The following is a 17,465-nucleotide window of genomic DNA, read 5'->3' as shown; positions in this document are numbered from 1 at the left end:
ATTGTAATGGGGACTTTTAGAAAACGACCAATTCGCTATCCGCTTTTTGTTCTTTCCATATTTGGAATTGTGACGTTCGTGCTTCTATGTATTTGGAATATCGGGATAGGTATCGGTTATGGGGTAGGTTTTATTTTATTAATGGCCTACACATGGAAGGTAGAAAAGATTGCTTTTGAAGAAACTGAAAAGCATATTGAATCCATTTCCTTCCGAATGAAAAAAGTAGGCGAAGAGGCATTGCTTGAAATGCCTATCGGGATATTGCTCGTTAACGAGCAATATGAAATCGAATGGTCGAATCCATATATGCAAGGTATCTTAAATATGGAATCATTAGTGGGAGAAGGTATTGTCGATATATCTGACGACATCTATGTATTAATGAAGACCGAGGAAACAAACGAGGCTACGATTACACTAAGTGATCGGAAATATCGTGTGTATTATAAAAAAGAGGAACGATTACTATACTTCTTTGATATAACAGAACAGATTGCCATTGAAAAGCAATACTATGCAGATCGTACAGTTATTGCTATCTTATTTGTCGACAATTATGATGAAATCACACAAGCTATGGACGACCAACCACGAAGTTTAACAAATACGATGGTTACGTCAATTGTCAATGAATGGGCTGCTGAGCATGGTGTATTTGTCAAACGAATATCATCAGATCGTTTTTTAGCGGTACTAAACGAATCTATTTTAACAGAGCTTGAAAAGAAAAAATTTGCTATTTTAGATACTATTCGAGAAAAAACAGCTCAGAAAAATTTATCATTAACATTAAGTATTGGTGTAGGGGCTGGATCATCATCACTAGTAGAGCTTGGTGAATTGGCACAATCGAGTCTAGATCTTGTATTAGGACGTGGCGGTGACCAAGTGGCGATCAAACAACCTACTGGAAAGCTTAAATTTTACGGTGGGAAAACGAATCCAGTTGAAAAGCGTACACGAGTTAGAGCTCGCGTCATTTCACACGCATTGCGTGATTTAATTCAAGACAGTGACCAAGTGTTTGTTATGGGACATAAAAATCCTGATATGGATTCCATAGGTGCATCTGTCGGTGTACGAAAAATGGCTCAGATGAATGATGTAAAAGGCTATGTCATTATAAACTTTGATGAATTAAATGGTAGTGTGACACGACTCATGAATGAAATTGAGAGTAAATCCGATTTCTATGAAAATTTCCTAACACCTGAGGAAGCTGCTGGGAAAATGACAGAAAAATCATTGCTCGTGATCGTAGATACTCATAAACCGAATTTAGTCATCGATGAACACTTATTGAAGCTAGCTGAAAAGGTTGTCGTAATCGACCACCATCGTCGAAGTGAGGACTTTATAGAAAATCCTACACTTGTTTATATGGAACCATATGCATCATCGACGGCTGAGTTAGTGACAGAGTTACTAGAATATCAGCCGAAGCGTGCAAAGATCAATATGCTAGAGGCTACTGCGTTACTGGCAGGCATTATTGTCGATACCAAAAGCTTTACACTTCGAACAGGAGCACGTACATTTGAAGCGGCTTCTTATTTACGAACGAATGGTGCTGATACAATATTGGTGCAGCGTCTTTTAAAAGAAGATGTGGACACCTATATTGAGCGCTCCAAAATTGTGCAAACCGTGCAATTTGTAAAACCTGGAGTAGCTATTGCTGTAGGAGAGGAATCGAAAGTGTATGACTCTGTTTTAATTGCACAAACAGCAGATATTTTACTAACCATGAAGGATGTTAGTGCATCCTTTGTCATTGCACATCGAGCAGATGGAAAAATTGGTATAAGTGCACGATCTCTAGGGGAGGTCAATGTACAGCTCATCATGGAAAGGCTTGGCGGCGGTGGACATTTAACGAATGCTGCCTGTCAAATAGAGGCTAAATCCATTGATGGTGTGAAAAAACATTTAGAAGAGGCCATAAATGAGGTCTTTGAAGGGAGTTCTGACTAATGAAAGTAGTATTTTTAAAAGACGTTAAAGGAAAAGGGAAAAAAGGTGAAATTAAAAATGTAGCTGATGGCTATGCACAAAATTTCCTGATTAAAAATGGCTATGCTGCTGAAGCAAATGCTCAAGCACTGAGTCAATTAGATGGACAAAAAAAATTAGAAGCTAAAAATGCAGCAGCTGAATTAGCTGAAGCACAAGCATTAAAAGAGAAATTAGAAGCGTTAACAGTTGAGGTAAAAGCAAAATCAGGTGAAGGTGGCCGCTTATTCGGCTCAGTATCAACAAAGCAAATTGCTGATGCATTACAAAAAGTACATGGCATTAAAATTGATAAACGTAAAATGACTTTACCTGATGGCATTCGTGCTCTTGGCTTTACAAATGTTCCTGTAAAATTGCACCATGAAGTATCAGCAACGTTAAAAGTACATGTAACGGAAGAATAAGGAGCGACGATCCATGAGTGAACCGATGATGGACCGCGTTCCACCGCATAACCGGGAGGCGGAGCAATCGGTTATCGGTGCAATATTTCTTGAACCACAGGCGTTAATAACAGCATCAGAAATTTTATTGGTGGATGATTTTTATTTAAATGCCCATAAGAAAATTTTCGAAACGATGCTACGCTTGAGTGATCAAGGAAAAGCGATAGATGTTGTAACAGTTACAGAAGAGTTATCAGCTAAAAAAGAGATTGAAGATGTTGGCGGGCTATCTTATTTACTAGAGCTCGCCAATGCTGTCCCTACAGCTGCTAATGTCGCACATTACGCCAAAATCGTTGAGGAAAAGGCGCTATTACGTCGATTGATTCGTGTAGCTACGAAAATCGTTGAGGACGGCTACACACGTGAGGACGAGGTAGAGGCATTATTAGGCGAAGCAGAGAAGAAAATGATGGAGGTTGCCAATCGAAAGAATGCTGGTGACTTTAAGCATGTTAAAGATGTGCTAGTGGAAACATTCGATAATATTGAGAAACTTCAATCACAAAAGGGAGATGTAACGGGTATACCGACAGGCTTCCGTGATTTAGACAATATTACGGCGGGCTTCCAGCGCAATGATTTAATTATTGTAGCAGCACGTCCTTCTGTAGGGAAAACGGCCTTTGCGTTGAATGTGGCGCAAAGTGTCGCCGTACAAGCGCGTGAGAATGTGGCAATATTTTCTTTAGAGATGGGTGCAGAGCAACTTGTCATGCGTATGCTTTGCGCAGAAGGCAATATTGATGCACAAGTTTTACGTACAGGTGCTTTAACTACGGATGATTGGGGTAAACTAACTATGGCAATGGGTAGTTTATCGAATTCGGGAATTTTTATTGATGATACACCAGGTGTACGAATCAATGAAATTCGTGCGAAATGTCGACGTTTAGCACAGGAAAATGGACTCGGAATGATCTTAATCGATTATTTACAGTTAATTCAAGGTAGTGGCAAACCGGGAGAAAACCGTCAGCAAGAAGTATCGGAGATTTCACGTTCCTTAAAGGGACTAGCCCGTGAATTAAAGGTTCCTGTTATTGCACTATCACAGCTATCTCGTGGGGTTGAGCAGCGACAGGATAAACGACCAATGATGAGTGACTTACGTGAATCGGGAAGTATTGAGCAAGATGCTGATATTGTTGCCTTTTTATATCGTGATGACTATTACGATAAAGAATCTGAGAGTAAAAATATGATCGAAATTATTATTGCAAAACAGCGTAATGGTCCAACAGGAACCGTTACACTGGCCTTTAAAAAGGAATTCAATAAGTTCATTAATGTGGATTGGTCTCAAATGCCACCACCACCGCCACGTGATTAGTCGTTATTCAGATAAGTTGCCTCTTAAGTAATGCAATATTACCCATAGATTAAATTAATCTGAATGTTCGATAATATTCATATCATTCTGTTATTAAACACGAACGTTGAATCAGATTTTTTGATTTTATGTTCGTGTTTTTTCACTGTTTTTTATTGACGGGGCGTTTCTATCATTGTTACAATGATTGAGGCTTGAAAATTGAGATACAAAGGTATCTAACGGAGGTGCTGATTATGACATCAGTAGTAGTTGTAGGAACACAGTGGGGAGACGAAGGGAAAGGTAAAATTACAGATTTCCTTTCGCAAAAAGCCGATGCAATCGCTCGCTTTGCAGGTGGAGATAATGCAGGACATACCATTAAAATTGATGGTGAAACATACAAACTACATTTAATTCCATCAGGGATCTTCTATAAAGAAAAAACTTCAGTAATTGGTAATGGATTAGTTGTCAATCCAAAGTCATTAGTAACAGAGCTTAAAGGTTTACAGGAGCGCGGCATTAATACAGATAATCTACGTATTTCTAATCGTGCACATGTTATTTTGCCTTATCATATTAAGCAAGATATTGCAGATGAAGAAAGTCGTGGCGATAATAAAATCGGCACAACTTGTAAAGGGATTGGACCTTGCTATCAAGATAAAGTAGCGCGTATTGGAATCCGTATGGCTGATTTACTTGATAAGGAAATCTTTGAAGAAAAACTACGTCATAATTTAGCCATTAAAAATAAATTATTTGAGAAATTCTATGAAGTTGAAGGCGTAACATTCGAAGAAATTTTCGAGGAATACTATGGCTATGGACAAGAAATCGCAAAATATGTAGCAGATACATCTAAAATCTTAAATGATGTCCTTGATGAAGGCGGCAAAGTGTTGTTTGAAGGTGCACAAGGAATTTTACTTGATGTCGATCAAGGTACGTATCCATATGTAACATCTTCAAATCCAGTTGCAGGTGGTGTAGCGATTGGAGCAGGTGTTGGTCCATCACGTGTGACAAGTGTTATTGGCGTATCGAAGGCCTATACATCTCGTGTAGGAGATGGTCCTTTCCCAACAGAATTATTTGATGAAGTGGGTCAACAAATTCGTGAGGTTGGTCGCGAATACGGTACAACAACAGGTCGTCCACGTCGTGTAGGTTGGTTCGATACAGTCGTTGTTCGTCACTCACGTCGTGTAAGTGGAATTACACATCTTGCACTTAACTCTATTGACGTTTTATCTGGTTTAGAAACAGTAAAAATCTGTACAGCATATAACTATAAAGGTGAAACAATTACGGAGTATCCAGCAAATCTTCATATTATTGAACAATGTGAGCCGATCTATGAAGAGCTTCCAGGCTGGTCAGAGGATGTAACGAGCTGCCGCACTTTAGAAGAGCTACCTGAAAACGCACGACGCTATGTAGAGCGCATCAGTGAGTTAACTGGCATTCAAATTGCTACTTTCTCAGTGGGACCTGCTCGTGAGCAAACAAATGTTTTAGTGGATGTTTGGGAAGCCTAATAAAGTAAAATAAATTGAAATGGGCGTGCCATATGAGGTACGCCCATTTTTAGTGAATATCCCTTTTCTTAAAGCGACCGCCTTTTACCTCGGCGATATTACCGATGGCTAAAAATGCATTGTCATCAATTTCTGCAACAATTGATTTTAACTTCGCTTCTTCTAAACGAGTAATAACGGTAAAGATAACTTTCTTATCATTCCCCGTATAAGCCCCCTCCCCATGAAGGAAGGTAACACCACGACCAAGTCGATCCATAATCGTTTGTCCAATTTCATCAATTTCATCACTTATGATATAAACCGATTTTGATTCTTCTAATCCTTGAATAACAATATCAATCATTTTATAGGCAATATAGTATGCAATGATGGAGTACATGGCCTGCTCCCAATTAAAAACAAAACCTGCCACTGCAAAAATAATGACGTTGAAGATCATAATGATTTCCCCGACTGAAAACGGTGTCTTGCTATTAAATAAGATGGCTAATATTTCAGTTCCATCCAATGAACCACCATAACGAATGACAATACCGACACCAACGCCTAAAATCATTCCACCAAAAACTGTAGCCAATAGTGTGTCTTCCGTAAATGGATGTATGTTATGTAAGGCAAGTGTTGCTAACGAGAGTACAGTAATACCGAGCCCTGTAGAAATAGCAAAGGTTTTCCCAATTTGTTTATAGCCTAAAAAAATAAAAGGTAAGTTTAAAATGAAGATGAAAATACCAAGGGGTAAATTTAATAAATGAGATGTGATAATGGAAACGCCTACGATGCCTCCATCCATGATGTGGTTAGGTACTAAAAATAGCTCCAAGCCCAATGCCATTATTATTGCACCTAGCGGAACCATAATAATCCTAAGAAAAATTTTACGCATATTATTTTTCTGCATTCTCAACATTTTTGTTGAGATCTCAGAGGTTTGTGAATCACTCAATTTAATCGCTCCAATCAAATAATGTATTTTCTTTTATAGTTTATCGGAATATTAAAAAAGTAAAAAGTATTAAGTCGAAATTCACTTGAAAAAATTTAGAGATTAATATACCAATGGCTCAATATAGTTTATTTTATCCTTCTATAGGCAGGTGTTTTTTATAACCTAATATATGAATAAAAATACAGTCATTACTAACTATATAAAATTTATTCTATGTAACAATTAGTAGATAAATAATACATTTACATTACAAAAGGGTGAAATCATTCAAACGCCATTTTCTTTATGGTAAATTATAAGGGTGCAAAAAATCCTTGTGGGTAAATCATCCTACTATAGGGTAAAGTTGGAAGGGGCTTTATTGATGAATTCGTTTTGGAAAAGAAAAGAAGAAAACAATAGATTCACCTACAATTTTTCTTCTTTTAAAAAGGCTTCAATCGTTGCAGTTTTAATGACCAGCCTAACGATTAATATGGGTTTTGCTAAGGAATATAATAAAGAAAACTTAAATAAAATTTTCCACGTTTATGTGGGAAATGAATATATTGGTGCAGTATCTGATGAGAAAGCTATTCAAGAAATTATTGCCTCAAAGGAAAAAGTAGCGAGTCAGCAATTCAAAGGATTATCGATTGATGCTAGTTCAGCTGTTACAATAATCCCAGAGCAAGTATTTGCGAATGAAACAAAAGATGCGGAAACGTTATCCAAACTTGAGCAATCTTTAGTAGCAAAATCCGATGCTTTTACATTATTAGTTGATCATAAACCGGTTGTATCATTAGAGAATACAGAGGCTTATGAAAAGACTGTCCAATTGTTAAAGCTACAATATGTTTCTCAGCAAGAATTAGATAAACTTGCTGAAACCCAGCAAGCTATTAACAATTTACCTGAATTACAAAATGGTGAATCTCGTCTATTAGATATTTCGTTTAAACAGGGAGTTTCGGGATTGTCGCAAAAAGTTACACCGACTGAAATTGTATCGCCTGAGCAAGCGGTAAAATATTTAATGACAGGCTATCTTGAGCAAGAGACATATAACATTCAATCAGGTGATGTGTTAGGGTCGGTTGCTAAAAAACACAATTTAACAACAAGCGAACTATTAGCATTGAATCCTGACATTACAGTGGATACAGTTTTACAAATTGGACAAGCACTAAATGTTACAGTGGCAAAACCGTTTGTAACACTTGAAGTAAAAAAAGAAAAGAAAGTTGCAGATGAAATTCCATTTAAAAAAGTGGTCAAAGAAGACCCTACAATGTATAAAGGCGAAAAAGTAATTAAACAAGAAGGCGCTAATGGAAAAAAAGAAACAACCTATGCATTAACGTCTGAAAATGGAGCACAAACTTCAAAAGTTGCATTAGCAGAAAAAGTTATTCAACAACCAGTAGATCAAATTGAAGTAGTTGGTACAAAGGTAATTTCTTCACGAGGAACTGGTGAATTTGCATGGCCAGCAGTAGGAGGCTATATTTCAAGTGGCATGGGTGAGCGTTGGGGGGCCTTCCATCGAGGTATAGATATCGCTCGTCCAAGTAACTACAATATTTTAGCTGCTGATAATGGCGTAGTTGTTGCAGCTGGTACTTCAGGCAGCTATGGTAATCGCATTGTTATCAATCACAATAATGGCTATACGACACTTTATGGGCACCTATCTTCAATTAATGTTGAAGTGGGCCAAGTAGTGGAAAAGGGTTCTATAATTGGAATAATGGGTTCTACTGGAAATTCGACAGGTACACATTTACACTTTGAAGTTGAAAAGAACGGTTCATTAGAGAATCCGTTATCTTATGTAGGTCGATAAACATGTGGAATAGAAGGCAGTCCAAATGGTGGGCTGTCTTTTTTCAATTATTTCCCGAGAAATAATTGTTGGAATATATCATTTTCTGTCACAGTATAAGATGGATTGAATATCGATTAATGCATAGAACTCGAAAGCATGATAGAGTTAAGAGTAGTGAATTTACAAATACACATTGTTTAAGAATAGATAAAAAGCGAAAGGGAGAGAATGAATGAACAAAACCATTTTAGTTGTTGACGATGAAAAACCAATCGCAGATATTTTGCAATTTAATTTGATAAAAGAAGGCTATAAAGTTATTTGTGCTTATGATGGTGATGAGGCATTAAAAAAAGTAGAGGAAGAGCAACCAGATTTAATGCTTTTAGATATCATGCTACCAAAGCGCGATGGAATGGAAGTGTGTAGAGAAGTACGTAAAAAATACGATTTCCCTATTATTATGCTAACTGCTAAGGGCTCTGAGATTGATAAAGTATTAGGATTAGAGATGGGCGCAGATGATTATGTCACAAAGCCATTTAGTACACGAGAGCTGATTGCACGTGTGAAGGCTAATATGCGCCGTCTACAAGTTGTTGCTCCTGCAGCAGAAGAGGCTGAGGAAGAGTCTAATGAGATTGTTGTGGGATCTCTTGTTATCCAACCAGATGCTTATTTAGTAATGAAGCGTGATGAAGCAATTGAACTGACACATCGTGAATTTGAATTACTTCATTATTTAGGAAAACATATTGGTCAGGTCATGACACGAGAGCACTTACTACAAACAGTATGGGGCTATGATTACTTTGGTGATGTACGAACAGTTGACGTAACAATTCGTCGTTTACGGGAAAAAATTGAGGATAATCCTAGTCATCCCGCTTGGATCGTCACACGACGTGGTGTAGGTTATTATTTACGAAATCCTGAACAGGAGTAATAGGAATGCAGAAAGTGAGCTTCTTTAAATCCATTCATGTCAAACTAGTGCTGATTTATATTTTATTAATATTGCTTGCCTTACAAATTATCGGTATCTATTTCGCTCGTGAATTAGAACGAAATTTGAAGAGCAACTTCCAAGATTCCATTTTTCAGCGTGTCGACTTGATGCAATATAGTATTCGTGAAGAAATATTAAAGGAACGCGATGAAAGCATGCCTAAATTAGAAGAAAGTCTAAAATCCATTGTGATGGAGTTTTCTACTGGTTTAAAGGATGTTTCGAATGGAGATATTTTAGAAATTCGTGTTATTGATGATAGACAAAGAATTCTTGCCACATCGGAGCTTGAAAATCAAAATTTAATCGGACAACGTTCTAATACGGATCTAGTGCGTCGAGCCATATCTGCTGAAACACTCTTTGACATCATTAAACTAGACAATAAAACGAGAAATCGAGTGTGGGTATTAGCGAATCCGATTAGAGCTGGTGCAGGACCAGACGATGAAATTATCGGTGTTCTCTATATTGAAGCTAATATTGAATCCGTTTTTGAACAAATGAATGACATTAACCGAATTTTCCTTGGTGGTACGGCTATGTCCTTAGTTATTACCATCTTCTTAGGTATTCTTGTTGCACGAACGATTACACAGCCAATTGCTGATATGCGAAAGCAGGCTCAGGCGATGGCAAAGGGGAACTATTCTCGGAAAGTACGAGTATACGGTACGGATGAAATAGGACAGCTAGCCATTACCTTTAATCATTTAACCAATCGTTTACAAGAAGCACAATCGACAACAGAAGCCGAACGTCGAAAGCTAGATTCGGTTCTGACTAATATGACAGATGGCGTTATCGCGACCGATCGCAAAGGACGTATAATTCTGATTAATGACCCTGCACTAGAATTACTGCATATTTCAAGAGATATTACATTAGGGCGTCCTATCGCCTCTGTATTGGGAATTGATCAGGAATATGGCTTTGAAGACTTAATTCATATGAATGATGCGATCAATTTAAACTTTAGTACAGCCGATGCACCCTATATACTTCGTGCTAATTTCTCTGTTATTCAAAAAGAGACTGGTTTTATTAACGGTTTAATTACTGTACTGCACGATATAACAGAGCAGGAAAAGATTGAAATGGATCGTCGAGAATTTGTATCGAATGTATCACATGAGTTAAGAACGCCGCTAACAACGATGAATAGTTATTTAGAGGCACTAGCAGATGGGGCATGGAAAGATGAAAATATTGCTCCGACATTTTTAAATGTGACACAAACTGAAACAGAGCGAATGATTCGTCTAGTGAATGATTTATTACAATTATCAAGAATGGATAGTTCGGATTATGAGTTGAATAAAGATATTGTGTTATTCAATTCATTCTTTAACCGTATTATCGACCGATTTGAAATGTCTAAATCGGATAAAGTCCAGTTTGAACGATTATTCCCTGAAACATCCTTCTATGTAGAAATTGATACGGATAAGGTGACACAAGTCATCGATAATATCATTTCGAATGCCATTAAATATTCACCAGATGGCGGTAATATTCGCTTTGGCTTTACTGGACAAGAGGACATGCTGAAGGTCATGATTTCTGATGATGGCATGGGTATTCCTAAAGAAAATGTAGGGCGTATTTTCGATCGTTTCTATCGTGTGGATCGTGCACGTGCTCGTTCTATGGGAGGAACAGGCTTAGGATTAGCTATTGCGCGGGAAATGATTGAAGCTCACGGTGGGAAGATTTGGGCTGAAAGTGAGGAAGGACACGGTACAACGATTTTCTTCACATTACCATATGATGCAGATGAATTTGGTGAGGCAGGTGAGTGGGAATGAAATATATAGAGCCAGTTAAATCTGTTGTATTATTTCTACTTGTCATGTTAAGTGTGGTCTTAACTTTTTTGATTTGGACCTACACACCTGATTATAAATTTATTGAAAAAACAACAGGAGAGGAAATTCTCATTAAGCCACAAAAGGATATGGAGGATATTATTCGTCCGTATAAGGCTATTTTCCGTTCCGATGAAGAATTTACAGGTACAGTATCTAATGCTGCAATGAAAGATATGATGAAGACTTTTAAAGGCTGGAATATTCTTGACCTAGTACCTGTTAACAATAATCTATCTCCAAACTATGTGAATCAAATTATTAGTGCAGATAATCGGATGACCATCTTCTTTACTGGTGAAATTCCGTTTTCAGCCTTTAATACGATCTTTCAGTTTACGGACAAGGAATTACCCGAAACAACGTTCAATCGTATGATTATCGATTGGAGTAATTATAATAGCAAGGATCTAATGCTTTATTATATTAGCAGCAATAACCAATCATTATTCCGTTCACATGTCAGTGTGCCAAACGTAAATCAGTTTATCAAAGAAGTCATAGAGCCTGCGAAAAAATATGAAGCTTTTAAAGAAGTTGAGCGCGAAGGCCAGACATCTCTTTATGTAGCTAGTAATAAAATGGAATCTGTAAAATTTACGTACTATATTGAAGAAATCACACCAGAATTATTTAAAAATGTGTTATTCCCAGAACCAAATATTGTCCAGCGTAATGTTGAAAGTGCATCCTCTGAAAAATATACAGATGGTATGTCCTTAATGACATTAGACACAAATCTCAAATCATTAAACTATGTTTATCCAGCGGCAGAAAGCAGTATACGAATTGAGCCATCGAAGCTTCTTAAAGATAGCTTTGAATTTATCAATGAACATGGAGGATTTACAGCAGATTTTCGTTATGCTTCAACGAGCATCAATAAAAATCAAATGGATTATCAATTATACTTACAAGGTTTACCTGTCTATAGCAATCATGTCATTACTCGAATGACGACAATTTGGGGAGATAGCCGGATTTTCCATTATAAGCGTCCATACTTTTCATTAGATATGGATATTGAAGCAGAGAAGGAAATTAAAGAACTACCTTCTGGTACAGAGATTGCTGAGAGATTAAAAAATGCTAATAACATTGCCTTATCAGATATTGAGGAACTTGTATTGGGCTATTATTTAACGCAAAATCAAGAACTGAATATCTTTACATTTGAACCTTGTTGGTTTGTTATTCGTAATGGTACATGGATTAAACTGACGCCTGAAGTTTTAGGAGGTGTTAAAAATGGATTGGAATAGAACAAAATCTATTTTTATATTCGTTTTTTTAATTCTCAACATCTTCTTATATACACTTTATGTAAATCGCTATAATGAAGCAAAAGATATTGAAGTACCTGGTGAAAAAACGATCGAAGCTCGTTTAAAAGATGATAATATTACGTATGGCTCATTACCAAATAATATTGAATCGGCCTCTTATATTACAGCCCAAGTACATAAATTCACAAAGGCTGAATTTAAAGATACTAATCAACAGGTCACCCCTACGGATGACAATACAAAGGCTCGTGCTATTTTCATGAAGCCTGTTAAATTACGTAATGTGAATGATGATGCAAGCTTTACAGATTTTGTTCTAGCCAATGTCAATGAAGGAGCATCGTATGCTTTATGGAAAATAGATCGAGAAGAACGCGTCGCTGTTTTTTTCCAAAAGACGAATAATCGAATGTTCTATTATAATGGTTCATTAAAAATAAAATGGAATACAAATGACGAAGTAATAATGTATGAACAAACAATGATTGATAATATTGAAGAAATGGAGCAGCAGGAAACGGTTATTCCACCACTTCAAATTATTCAAACATTGTATGCAAAAGGACCGCTCAAACCAGACTCGCGCATTACACAAATGAAGTTAGGTTACTCCACGCTCGTTAAATTAACGCGTACACAGGTACTGGTGCCAACGTGGGAGGTTCAAGTGAAATTACCTGATGGAGGAAAAGAGGAGTACTTTGTCAATGCAGTAGAAGGTAAAGTCATTGAAATCCAGGAGGACAAGCAGGAGAGCGGAGAAGAAGACTGGGGAGTTGAATAATGCGATTTAGTGTTTTAGCAAGTGGCAGTACAGGAAATTCGATTTATGTAGAGAATGACGACCATGCTTTTATTGTCGATGCGGGACTTAGTGGGAAAAAGATGGAGCAGCTCTTTACAAAAATCGACCGTAATATGAAGCAGCTTAGTGGCATTTTTGTTACACATGAGCATAGTGATCATATTAAGGGAATTGGTGTACTGGCACGAAAATATAGTGTACCAATTTATGCAAACGCCAAAACATGGCAGGCAATGGATGGGCTAGTTGGTGATATTCCTGTAGAACAGCGTTTTGAATTTGAAATGGATACAGTGAAGTATTTTGGTTCTTTAGCTGTTGAGTCCTTTGCCGTTTCACATGATGCAGCAGATCCAATGTTCTACACTTTCCATGAGAATGATCGCAAGCTGGTCATTATTACAGATACCGGCTATGTCAGTGATCGTATGAAAGGGATTATCCGTGGAGCAGATTCCTTTGTTTTTGAAAGTAATCATGATGTCAACATGCTTCAAATGGGACGTTATCCTTGGTCCATTAAACGTCGTATATTAAGTGATGTAGGACATGTGTCTAATGAGGATGCAGCTATCGCAATGAGTGAAGTTGTATTTGATAAGACGACCAATATTTATCTTTCGCATTTAAGTAAAGATAATAATATGAAAGAGTTGGCACGCATGAGTGTCTCTCAAACTTTGCAATCTTGTGGCATCCTTGTCGGTGAGCATGTTCATCTCTTTGATACAGATGCAGAAGAACCAACAAAATTAGTCACGGTTTAATCATAAGCTATTTAGGCAAAACTTGGAGCTGTTCAAGGCATTTAAAAAAATGCTTTGGGCAGCTATTTTTATGCCCATTTTATTTGTTTTTCATCTGATTTTAATGTTTGAATTGTAAGATTAGGGTAACAATTAACAAATAGCACTAAAGGAAAGGATGAGGAACTTGAGTTATTTCCAAGATGATGATAAAAACAGTGATTTCTTAAAAAATGATGAAGTACCGAAATCACCTCTTCAAGAAAGATTAGAGCGTGAGGAGCAAGAAATGCAAGCCAAGCGGCATAAAAAGAAAGGCGGTGGCGGAGGAAAGGGAGGCTATTTCTTTAGTGGTCTTATCGGTGTGATTATAGGTGCTTTACTTGTATGGCTTATGTTACCTGGACTAGTCAATCAAATGCCTGGGACAACATCAAGTGGTACAGGAAAAAATAACACAACGATAAACCAAGTTGCGACAGAGATAACAACCGATGTGACATCCGCAGTAGATAAAGCTTCAGCAGCCGTTGTGGGTATTACGAATATTCAAGAAATAACGAGTGGAGGTTTTTGGAGTCCACCATCAACAACGACAAAAGAAGCAGGAAGCGGTTCAGGTGTTGTTTATAAAATTGAAGGAGATAAAGCCTTTATCGTCACAAACAACCATGTGATTGAAGGTGCAAAACAGTTAGAGGTCACAATGCCAGACGGAACGAAAGAACCAGCTCAATTAGTAGGTCATGATGTTTGGACAGACCTTGCTGTTATTTCTATTAGCGCTAAAAATGTAAAAACAGTTGCGACATTCGGTAATTCTGATGTATTAAAACAAGGCGAAACAGTTATTGCAATTGGGAATCCCCTTGGCTTAGATTTCTACGGCTCAGTTACAACAGGTGTAGTTTCTGGGAAAGACCGTTCTGTACCAGTAGACTTAAATGGTGATGGTACGGAAGATTGGCAACAAGAAGTATTACAAACAGATGCTGCGATTAACCCAGGAAATAGTGGTGGAGCCCTTGTCAACTTAGCTGGAGAATTAGTAGGGATTAACTCCATGAAAATCGCTCAATCCTCCGTGGAAGGTTTAGGATTCTCTATTCCCATTAATTCAGCTATTCCAATTATCGAGGAATTAGAGAAAAATGGTGAAATGAAACGTCCAACAATGGGAGTGTCACTAGCAGATCTAACAGATGTCCCATCATTCTATCAGCAACAAACATTAAAATTACCTGCAGAGGTGACAACAGGTGTTGTTGTAACAGATGTCATGAATAACTCAGCTGCATCAAAAGCAGGTGTTCAACAATATGATGTTATTGTGGAAATGGATGGTCAAAAGATCGAAACAACTATTGATTTACGCAAGCATTTATATAATGAGAAAAAAATTGGTGATAAACTAACATTAAAAGTTTACCGTCAAGGTAAATTAGTCGAGCTATCACTAACATTAACAAACGGTAATACATTGTAAAGAATATGAAGAGCGATGGAGATCTAACAATTCTCCATCGTTTTTTTGCGAGGATGAAGAAAGGCTTTTATGAAATATTGTGGATAACTAGAAAATTGTGAATACTATTTCTGTACAAGTAAACGTGAGAAGAAGGCACTTCTTCCATACATGCCATTCCTTTGTTACAATAGGTTGTGGATAACATAGACTGATTTGTGAATAAGTTTGTGGAAATTTCGGAAAATAAGGAGACGTAAAAAAATGGAAAAATACAGCTGTGAAAGCCATATAGAACACGCTTTAGACATGTTTGTAGCAGAGCAAAAAGTGTTCCCAATTATGGATAAAATCAAAGAGGATAAAAAGTTATCCACAAAGTGTAGCTACTGTGAACAGCCAGCAGAATATATTGTATCAAGTAAATAACTTTACACAATATATAGAAGTAACTTGTGGATATGTTGATAACTTTTGTGGATAATTTGTTTGTAAATGAATTGTAAAGGTGGATAACGTGTGAATATAACGATTGTATCAGTCGGCAAACTAAAAGAAAAGTACTTAAAAATGGGAATCGATGAGTACGTAAAACGACTTGGCGGCTATGCAAAAATGGATTTGATTGAAGTACCAGACGAAAAGGCACCTGAACAACTAAGTGAAGCCGAAATGGACATCGTCAAGAAAAAGGAAGGCGAACGCATACTAGCCAAAATAAGCCCAGATGCCTACGTCATCGCCCTAGCCATCAACGGCAACATGAAAACCTCCGAACAAATGGCAGCCGATATCGAATCCCTCATGACCTACGGCAAAAGCAAAATCACCTTCGTCATCGGCGGCTCCCTCGGCCTACATGATGACGTGCTAAAACGTTCAGATGAACAACAATCTTTCGGTAAAATGACGCTCCCTCACCAGCTCATGAAGCTCGTGCTAGTCGAGCAGGTTTATCGTAGTTTTAGGATTATGAAGGGTGAACCGTATCATAAATAAGTGCGGTTTTTGTTAAAGCTTATTTATGATAAAATTGCTATAATCATCTTATAGATGATTATATTAAGGAGCAATGATTTTGTATAAAACAGTTGATTTATTTGCAGGTATTGGCGGAATTAGAAGAGGTTTTGAATTAACAGGAAAATTTAAAAATGTTCTTTCTGCCGAAATTGATAAATATGCATGCCAAACATATGCTCATTTATATGGTGAAAACCCTTATAACGATGTAACGACAGAGGAATTTAAGAAAAAGGTAGAAAGTACTGACTATGATACTCTTTTAGCTGGATTCCCTTGTCAATCTTTTAGTCGTGCTGGTAATGAAGAAGGTTTTAAAGATAAGACAAGAGGAACACTGTTTTTCGATATTGCCGATATTATAGAAAGAACACGTCCTAAATCATTTTTACTTGAAAATGTTGATAACTTATTAAGTCATGATAAAGGCAAAACCTTTAAAATTATATTAGAAACTTTATGTTTAGAGTTAAATTATAAAGTCATCGGTGTTGAAATTGATGAAACTGGAAATTTGATTTATGAAAATAGTAATTTTATGAGGAATTCTAAAAACTTTGGGCTACCTCAAAATAGACCTAGAGTTTATATTATGGGTTTTGACAAGGAGACTTTTAATGAAAAAATAGAAAATCTCCCTTATGTGGAATTACCTAGAGTAAGAGGAAAAGATCCTATAATAAATAGCTTATCTGATGCGATTGAAAGAGGAACATCAAAAGAATTTTATGTAGCACAGGGATACCTCAATACTCTAAAAAAACATAGAGATCGACATAAAAACAAAGGAAATGGTTTCGGATATATGGTCCTTAACTTACCTGGTGAAGAAAAACAATATTCCAATGCCCTTTTGGCAACAGGTGGTTCGGGAAAAGAAAGAAACTTGATTTATGACCCACAACCTGATTTTTATGGGTTAATGGTAAAAGGAAAACAGACACCTTTAAATAACGAAGGAATAAGACATATGACTCCACAAGAATGGGGCAGACTTCAGGGATTTGTAGGATATGCTTTCTTAAATGAAAATAAAGTTGATTCATTTTCTTTCCCAGAGGGTTTAAGCAATACGCAGAAATATAAACAATTCGGAAATAGTGTAACTATACCAGTGATAGAAGAAATGGCACAATTTATGATTCAATGCTTAAACTTTTTAGAGAGTAGACATTAA

General features: G+C 36.9%; 15 protein-coding genes. 14 read left to right on the top strand and 1 reads right to left on the bottom strand.

The genetic code is table 11. The features are described 5' to 3' along the window. The first annotated feature begins 6 nt into the window (after positions 1–6). From MKY46_RS23550 to MKY46_RS23535, 4 genes are all read left to right on the top strand, one after another. Positions 7–1,977 carry a DHH family phosphoesterase gene (locus MKY46_RS23550; RefSeq protein WP_036119352.1) on the top strand — a complete coding sequence of 657 codons (1,971 nt, stop codon included), beginning with the start codon at positions 7–9 and terminating at the stop codon, positions 1,975–1,977. Further along, entirely contained in the window at positions 1,977–2,423 is a 447-nt protein-coding gene (rplI, locus tag MKY46_RS23545) for a 50S ribosomal protein L9 (protein WP_036119355.1), read from the top strand. Before MKY46_RS23550 ends, rplI begins: the two co-directional genes overlap by 1 nt. A 13-nt stretch (positions 2,424–2,436) precedes the next feature. Continuing rightward, positions 2,437–3,798, top strand: coding sequence for a replicative DNA helicase (gene dnaB, locus MKY46_RS23540; protein WP_036119357.1), 1,362 nt, complete (start codon positions 2,437–2,439; stop codon positions 3,796–3,798). A gap of 236 nt (positions 3,799–4,034) precedes the next feature. Continuing rightward, complete coding sequence (locus MKY46_RS23535) at positions 4,035–5,324, top strand: adenylosuccinate synthase (RefSeq protein WP_036119360.1); 1,290 nt, start codon at positions 4,035–4,037, stop codon at positions 5,322–5,324. Positions 5,325–5,373: 49 nt separating this feature from the next. On the opposite strand, the gene MKY46_RS23530 is transcribed toward MKY46_RS23535, so the two are convergent. Beyond that, positions 5,374–6,213, bottom strand: a complete 840-nt coding sequence (locus tag MKY46_RS23530) for a YitT family protein (RefSeq protein ID WP_423791722.1) — start codon at positions 6,211–6,213, stop codon at positions 5,374–5,376. 427 nt (positions 6,214–6,640) lie between these two features. Here MKY46_RS23530 and MKY46_RS23525 point away from each other — a divergent pair, with 427 nt between their 5' ends. The 10 genes from MKY46_RS23525 (at position 6,641) to dcm (ending at position 17,465) form a co-directional block, all read left to right on the top strand. Further along, positions 6,641–8,104 carry a M23 family metallopeptidase gene (locus MKY46_RS23525; RefSeq protein WP_036119366.1) on the top strand — a complete coding sequence of 488 codons (1,464 nt, stop codon included), beginning with the start codon at positions 6,641–6,643 and terminating at the stop codon, positions 8,102–8,104. A gap of 214 nt (positions 8,105–8,318) precedes the next feature. After that, complete coding sequence (gene yycF / locus MKY46_RS23520; protein WP_036077923.1) at positions 8,319–9,032, top strand: response regulator YycF; 714 nt, start codon at positions 8,319–8,321, stop codon at positions 9,030–9,032. Positions 9,033–9,037: 5 nt separating this feature from the next. After that, complete coding sequence (gene walK, locus MKY46_RS23515; RefSeq protein WP_058844079.1) at positions 9,038–10,903, top strand: cell wall metabolism sensor histidine kinase WalK; 1,866 nt, start codon at positions 9,038–9,040, stop codon at positions 10,901–10,903. Further along, positions 10,900–12,225, top strand: coding sequence for a YycH family regulatory protein (locus MKY46_RS23510; protein WP_170829855.1), 1,326 nt, complete (start codon positions 10,900–10,902; stop codon positions 12,223–12,225). The genes walK and MKY46_RS23510 overlap by 4 nt, the downstream gene beginning before the upstream one ends. Then, entirely contained in the window at positions 12,212–13,033 is an 822-nt protein-coding gene (locus tag MKY46_RS23505; protein ID WP_036119375.1) for a two-component system regulatory protein YycI, read from the top strand. The genes MKY46_RS23510 and MKY46_RS23505 overlap by 14 nt, the downstream gene beginning before the upstream one ends. Next, the gene (locus MKY46_RS23500; RefSeq protein WP_036119378.1) at positions 13,033–13,821 is read left to right on the top strand and encodes an MBL fold metallo-hydrolase; all 789 of its coding nucleotides are present in this window, start codon (positions 13,033–13,035) and stop codon (positions 13,819–13,821) included. Before MKY46_RS23505 ends, MKY46_RS23500 begins: the two co-directional genes overlap by 1 nt. Before the next feature lie 166 nt (positions 13,822–13,987). After that, positions 13,988–15,286, top strand: a complete 1,299-nt coding sequence (locus MKY46_RS23495) for a S1C family serine protease (protein ID WP_036119381.1) — start codon at positions 13,988–13,990, stop codon at positions 15,284–15,286. Between the two features lie 243 nt (positions 15,287–15,529). Continuing rightward, positions 15,530–15,694 carry a CxxH/CxxC protein gene (locus MKY46_RS23490; protein WP_082673719.1) on the top strand — a complete coding sequence of 55 codons (165 nt, stop codon included), beginning with the start codon at positions 15,530–15,532 and terminating at the stop codon, positions 15,692–15,694. Positions 15,695–15,784: 90 nt separating this feature from the next. Beyond that, positions 15,785–16,264, top strand: a complete 480-nt coding sequence (rlmH, locus tag MKY46_RS23485) for a 23S rRNA (pseudouridine(1915)-N(3))-methyltransferase RlmH (protein WP_340835607.1) — start codon at positions 15,785–15,787, stop codon at positions 16,262–16,264. Between the two features lie 73 nt (positions 16,265–16,337). Beyond that, on the top strand, positions 16,338–17,465 hold the full coding sequence (dcm, locus tag MKY46_RS23480; protein WP_340835606.1) for a DNA (cytosine-5-)-methyltransferase: 1,128 nt from the start codon (positions 16,338–16,340) through the stop codon (positions 17,463–17,465).

The organism is Lysinibacillus sp. FSL M8-0355 (assembly GCF_038008985.1).
Classification (GTDB): domain Bacteria; phylum Bacillota; class Bacilli; order Bacillales_A; family Planococcaceae; genus Lysinibacillus; species Lysinibacillus fusiformis_D.
Note: the sequence above shows the minus strand (reverse complement) of the source record. Positions and strands in the feature narration are given on the sequence as shown.

Coding starts and splice junctions, on each gene's coding strand:
- MKY46_RS23550 (WP_036119352.1), top strand. CDS start 7: ATGGGGACTTTTAGAAAACGACCAATTCGCTATCCGCTTTTTGTTCTT.
- rplI (WP_036119355.1), top strand. CDS start 1,977: ATGAAAGTAGTATTTTTAAAAGACGTTAAAGGAAAAGGGAAAAAAGGT.
- dnaB (WP_036119357.1), top strand. CDS start 2,437: ATGAGTGAACCGATGATGGACCGCGTTCCACCGCATAACCGGGAGGCG.
- MKY46_RS23535 (WP_036119360.1), top strand. CDS start 4,035: ATGACATCAGTAGTAGTTGTAGGAACACAGTGGGGAGACGAAGGGAAA.
- MKY46_RS23530 (WP_423791722.1), bottom strand. CDS start 6,213: ATGCGTAAAATTTTTCTTAGGATTATTATGGTTCCGCTAGGTGCAATA.
- MKY46_RS23525 (WP_036119366.1), top strand. CDS start 6,641: ATGAATTCGTTTTGGAAAAGAAAAGAAGAAAACAATAGATTCACCTAC.
- yycF (WP_036077923.1), top strand. CDS start 8,319: ATGAACAAAACCATTTTAGTTGTTGACGATGAAAAACCAATCGCAGAT.
- walK (WP_058844079.1), top strand. CDS start 9,038: ATGCAGAAAGTGAGCTTCTTTAAATCCATTCATGTCAAACTAGTGCTG.
- MKY46_RS23510 (WP_170829855.1), top strand. CDS start 10,900: ATGAAATATATAGAGCCAGTTAAATCTGTTGTATTATTTCTACTTGTC.
- MKY46_RS23505 (WP_036119375.1), top strand. CDS start 12,212: ATGGATTGGAATAGAACAAAATCTATTTTTATATTCGTTTTTTTAATT.
- MKY46_RS23500 (WP_036119378.1), top strand. CDS start 13,033: ATGCGATTTAGTGTTTTAGCAAGTGGCAGTACAGGAAATTCGATTTAT.
- MKY46_RS23490 (WP_082673719.1), top strand. CDS start 15,530: ATGGAAAAATACAGCTGTGAAAGCCATATAGAACACGCTTTAGACATG.
- dcm (WP_340835606.1), top strand. CDS start 16,338: ATGATTTTGTATAAAACAGTTGATTTATTTGCAGGTATTGGCGGAATT.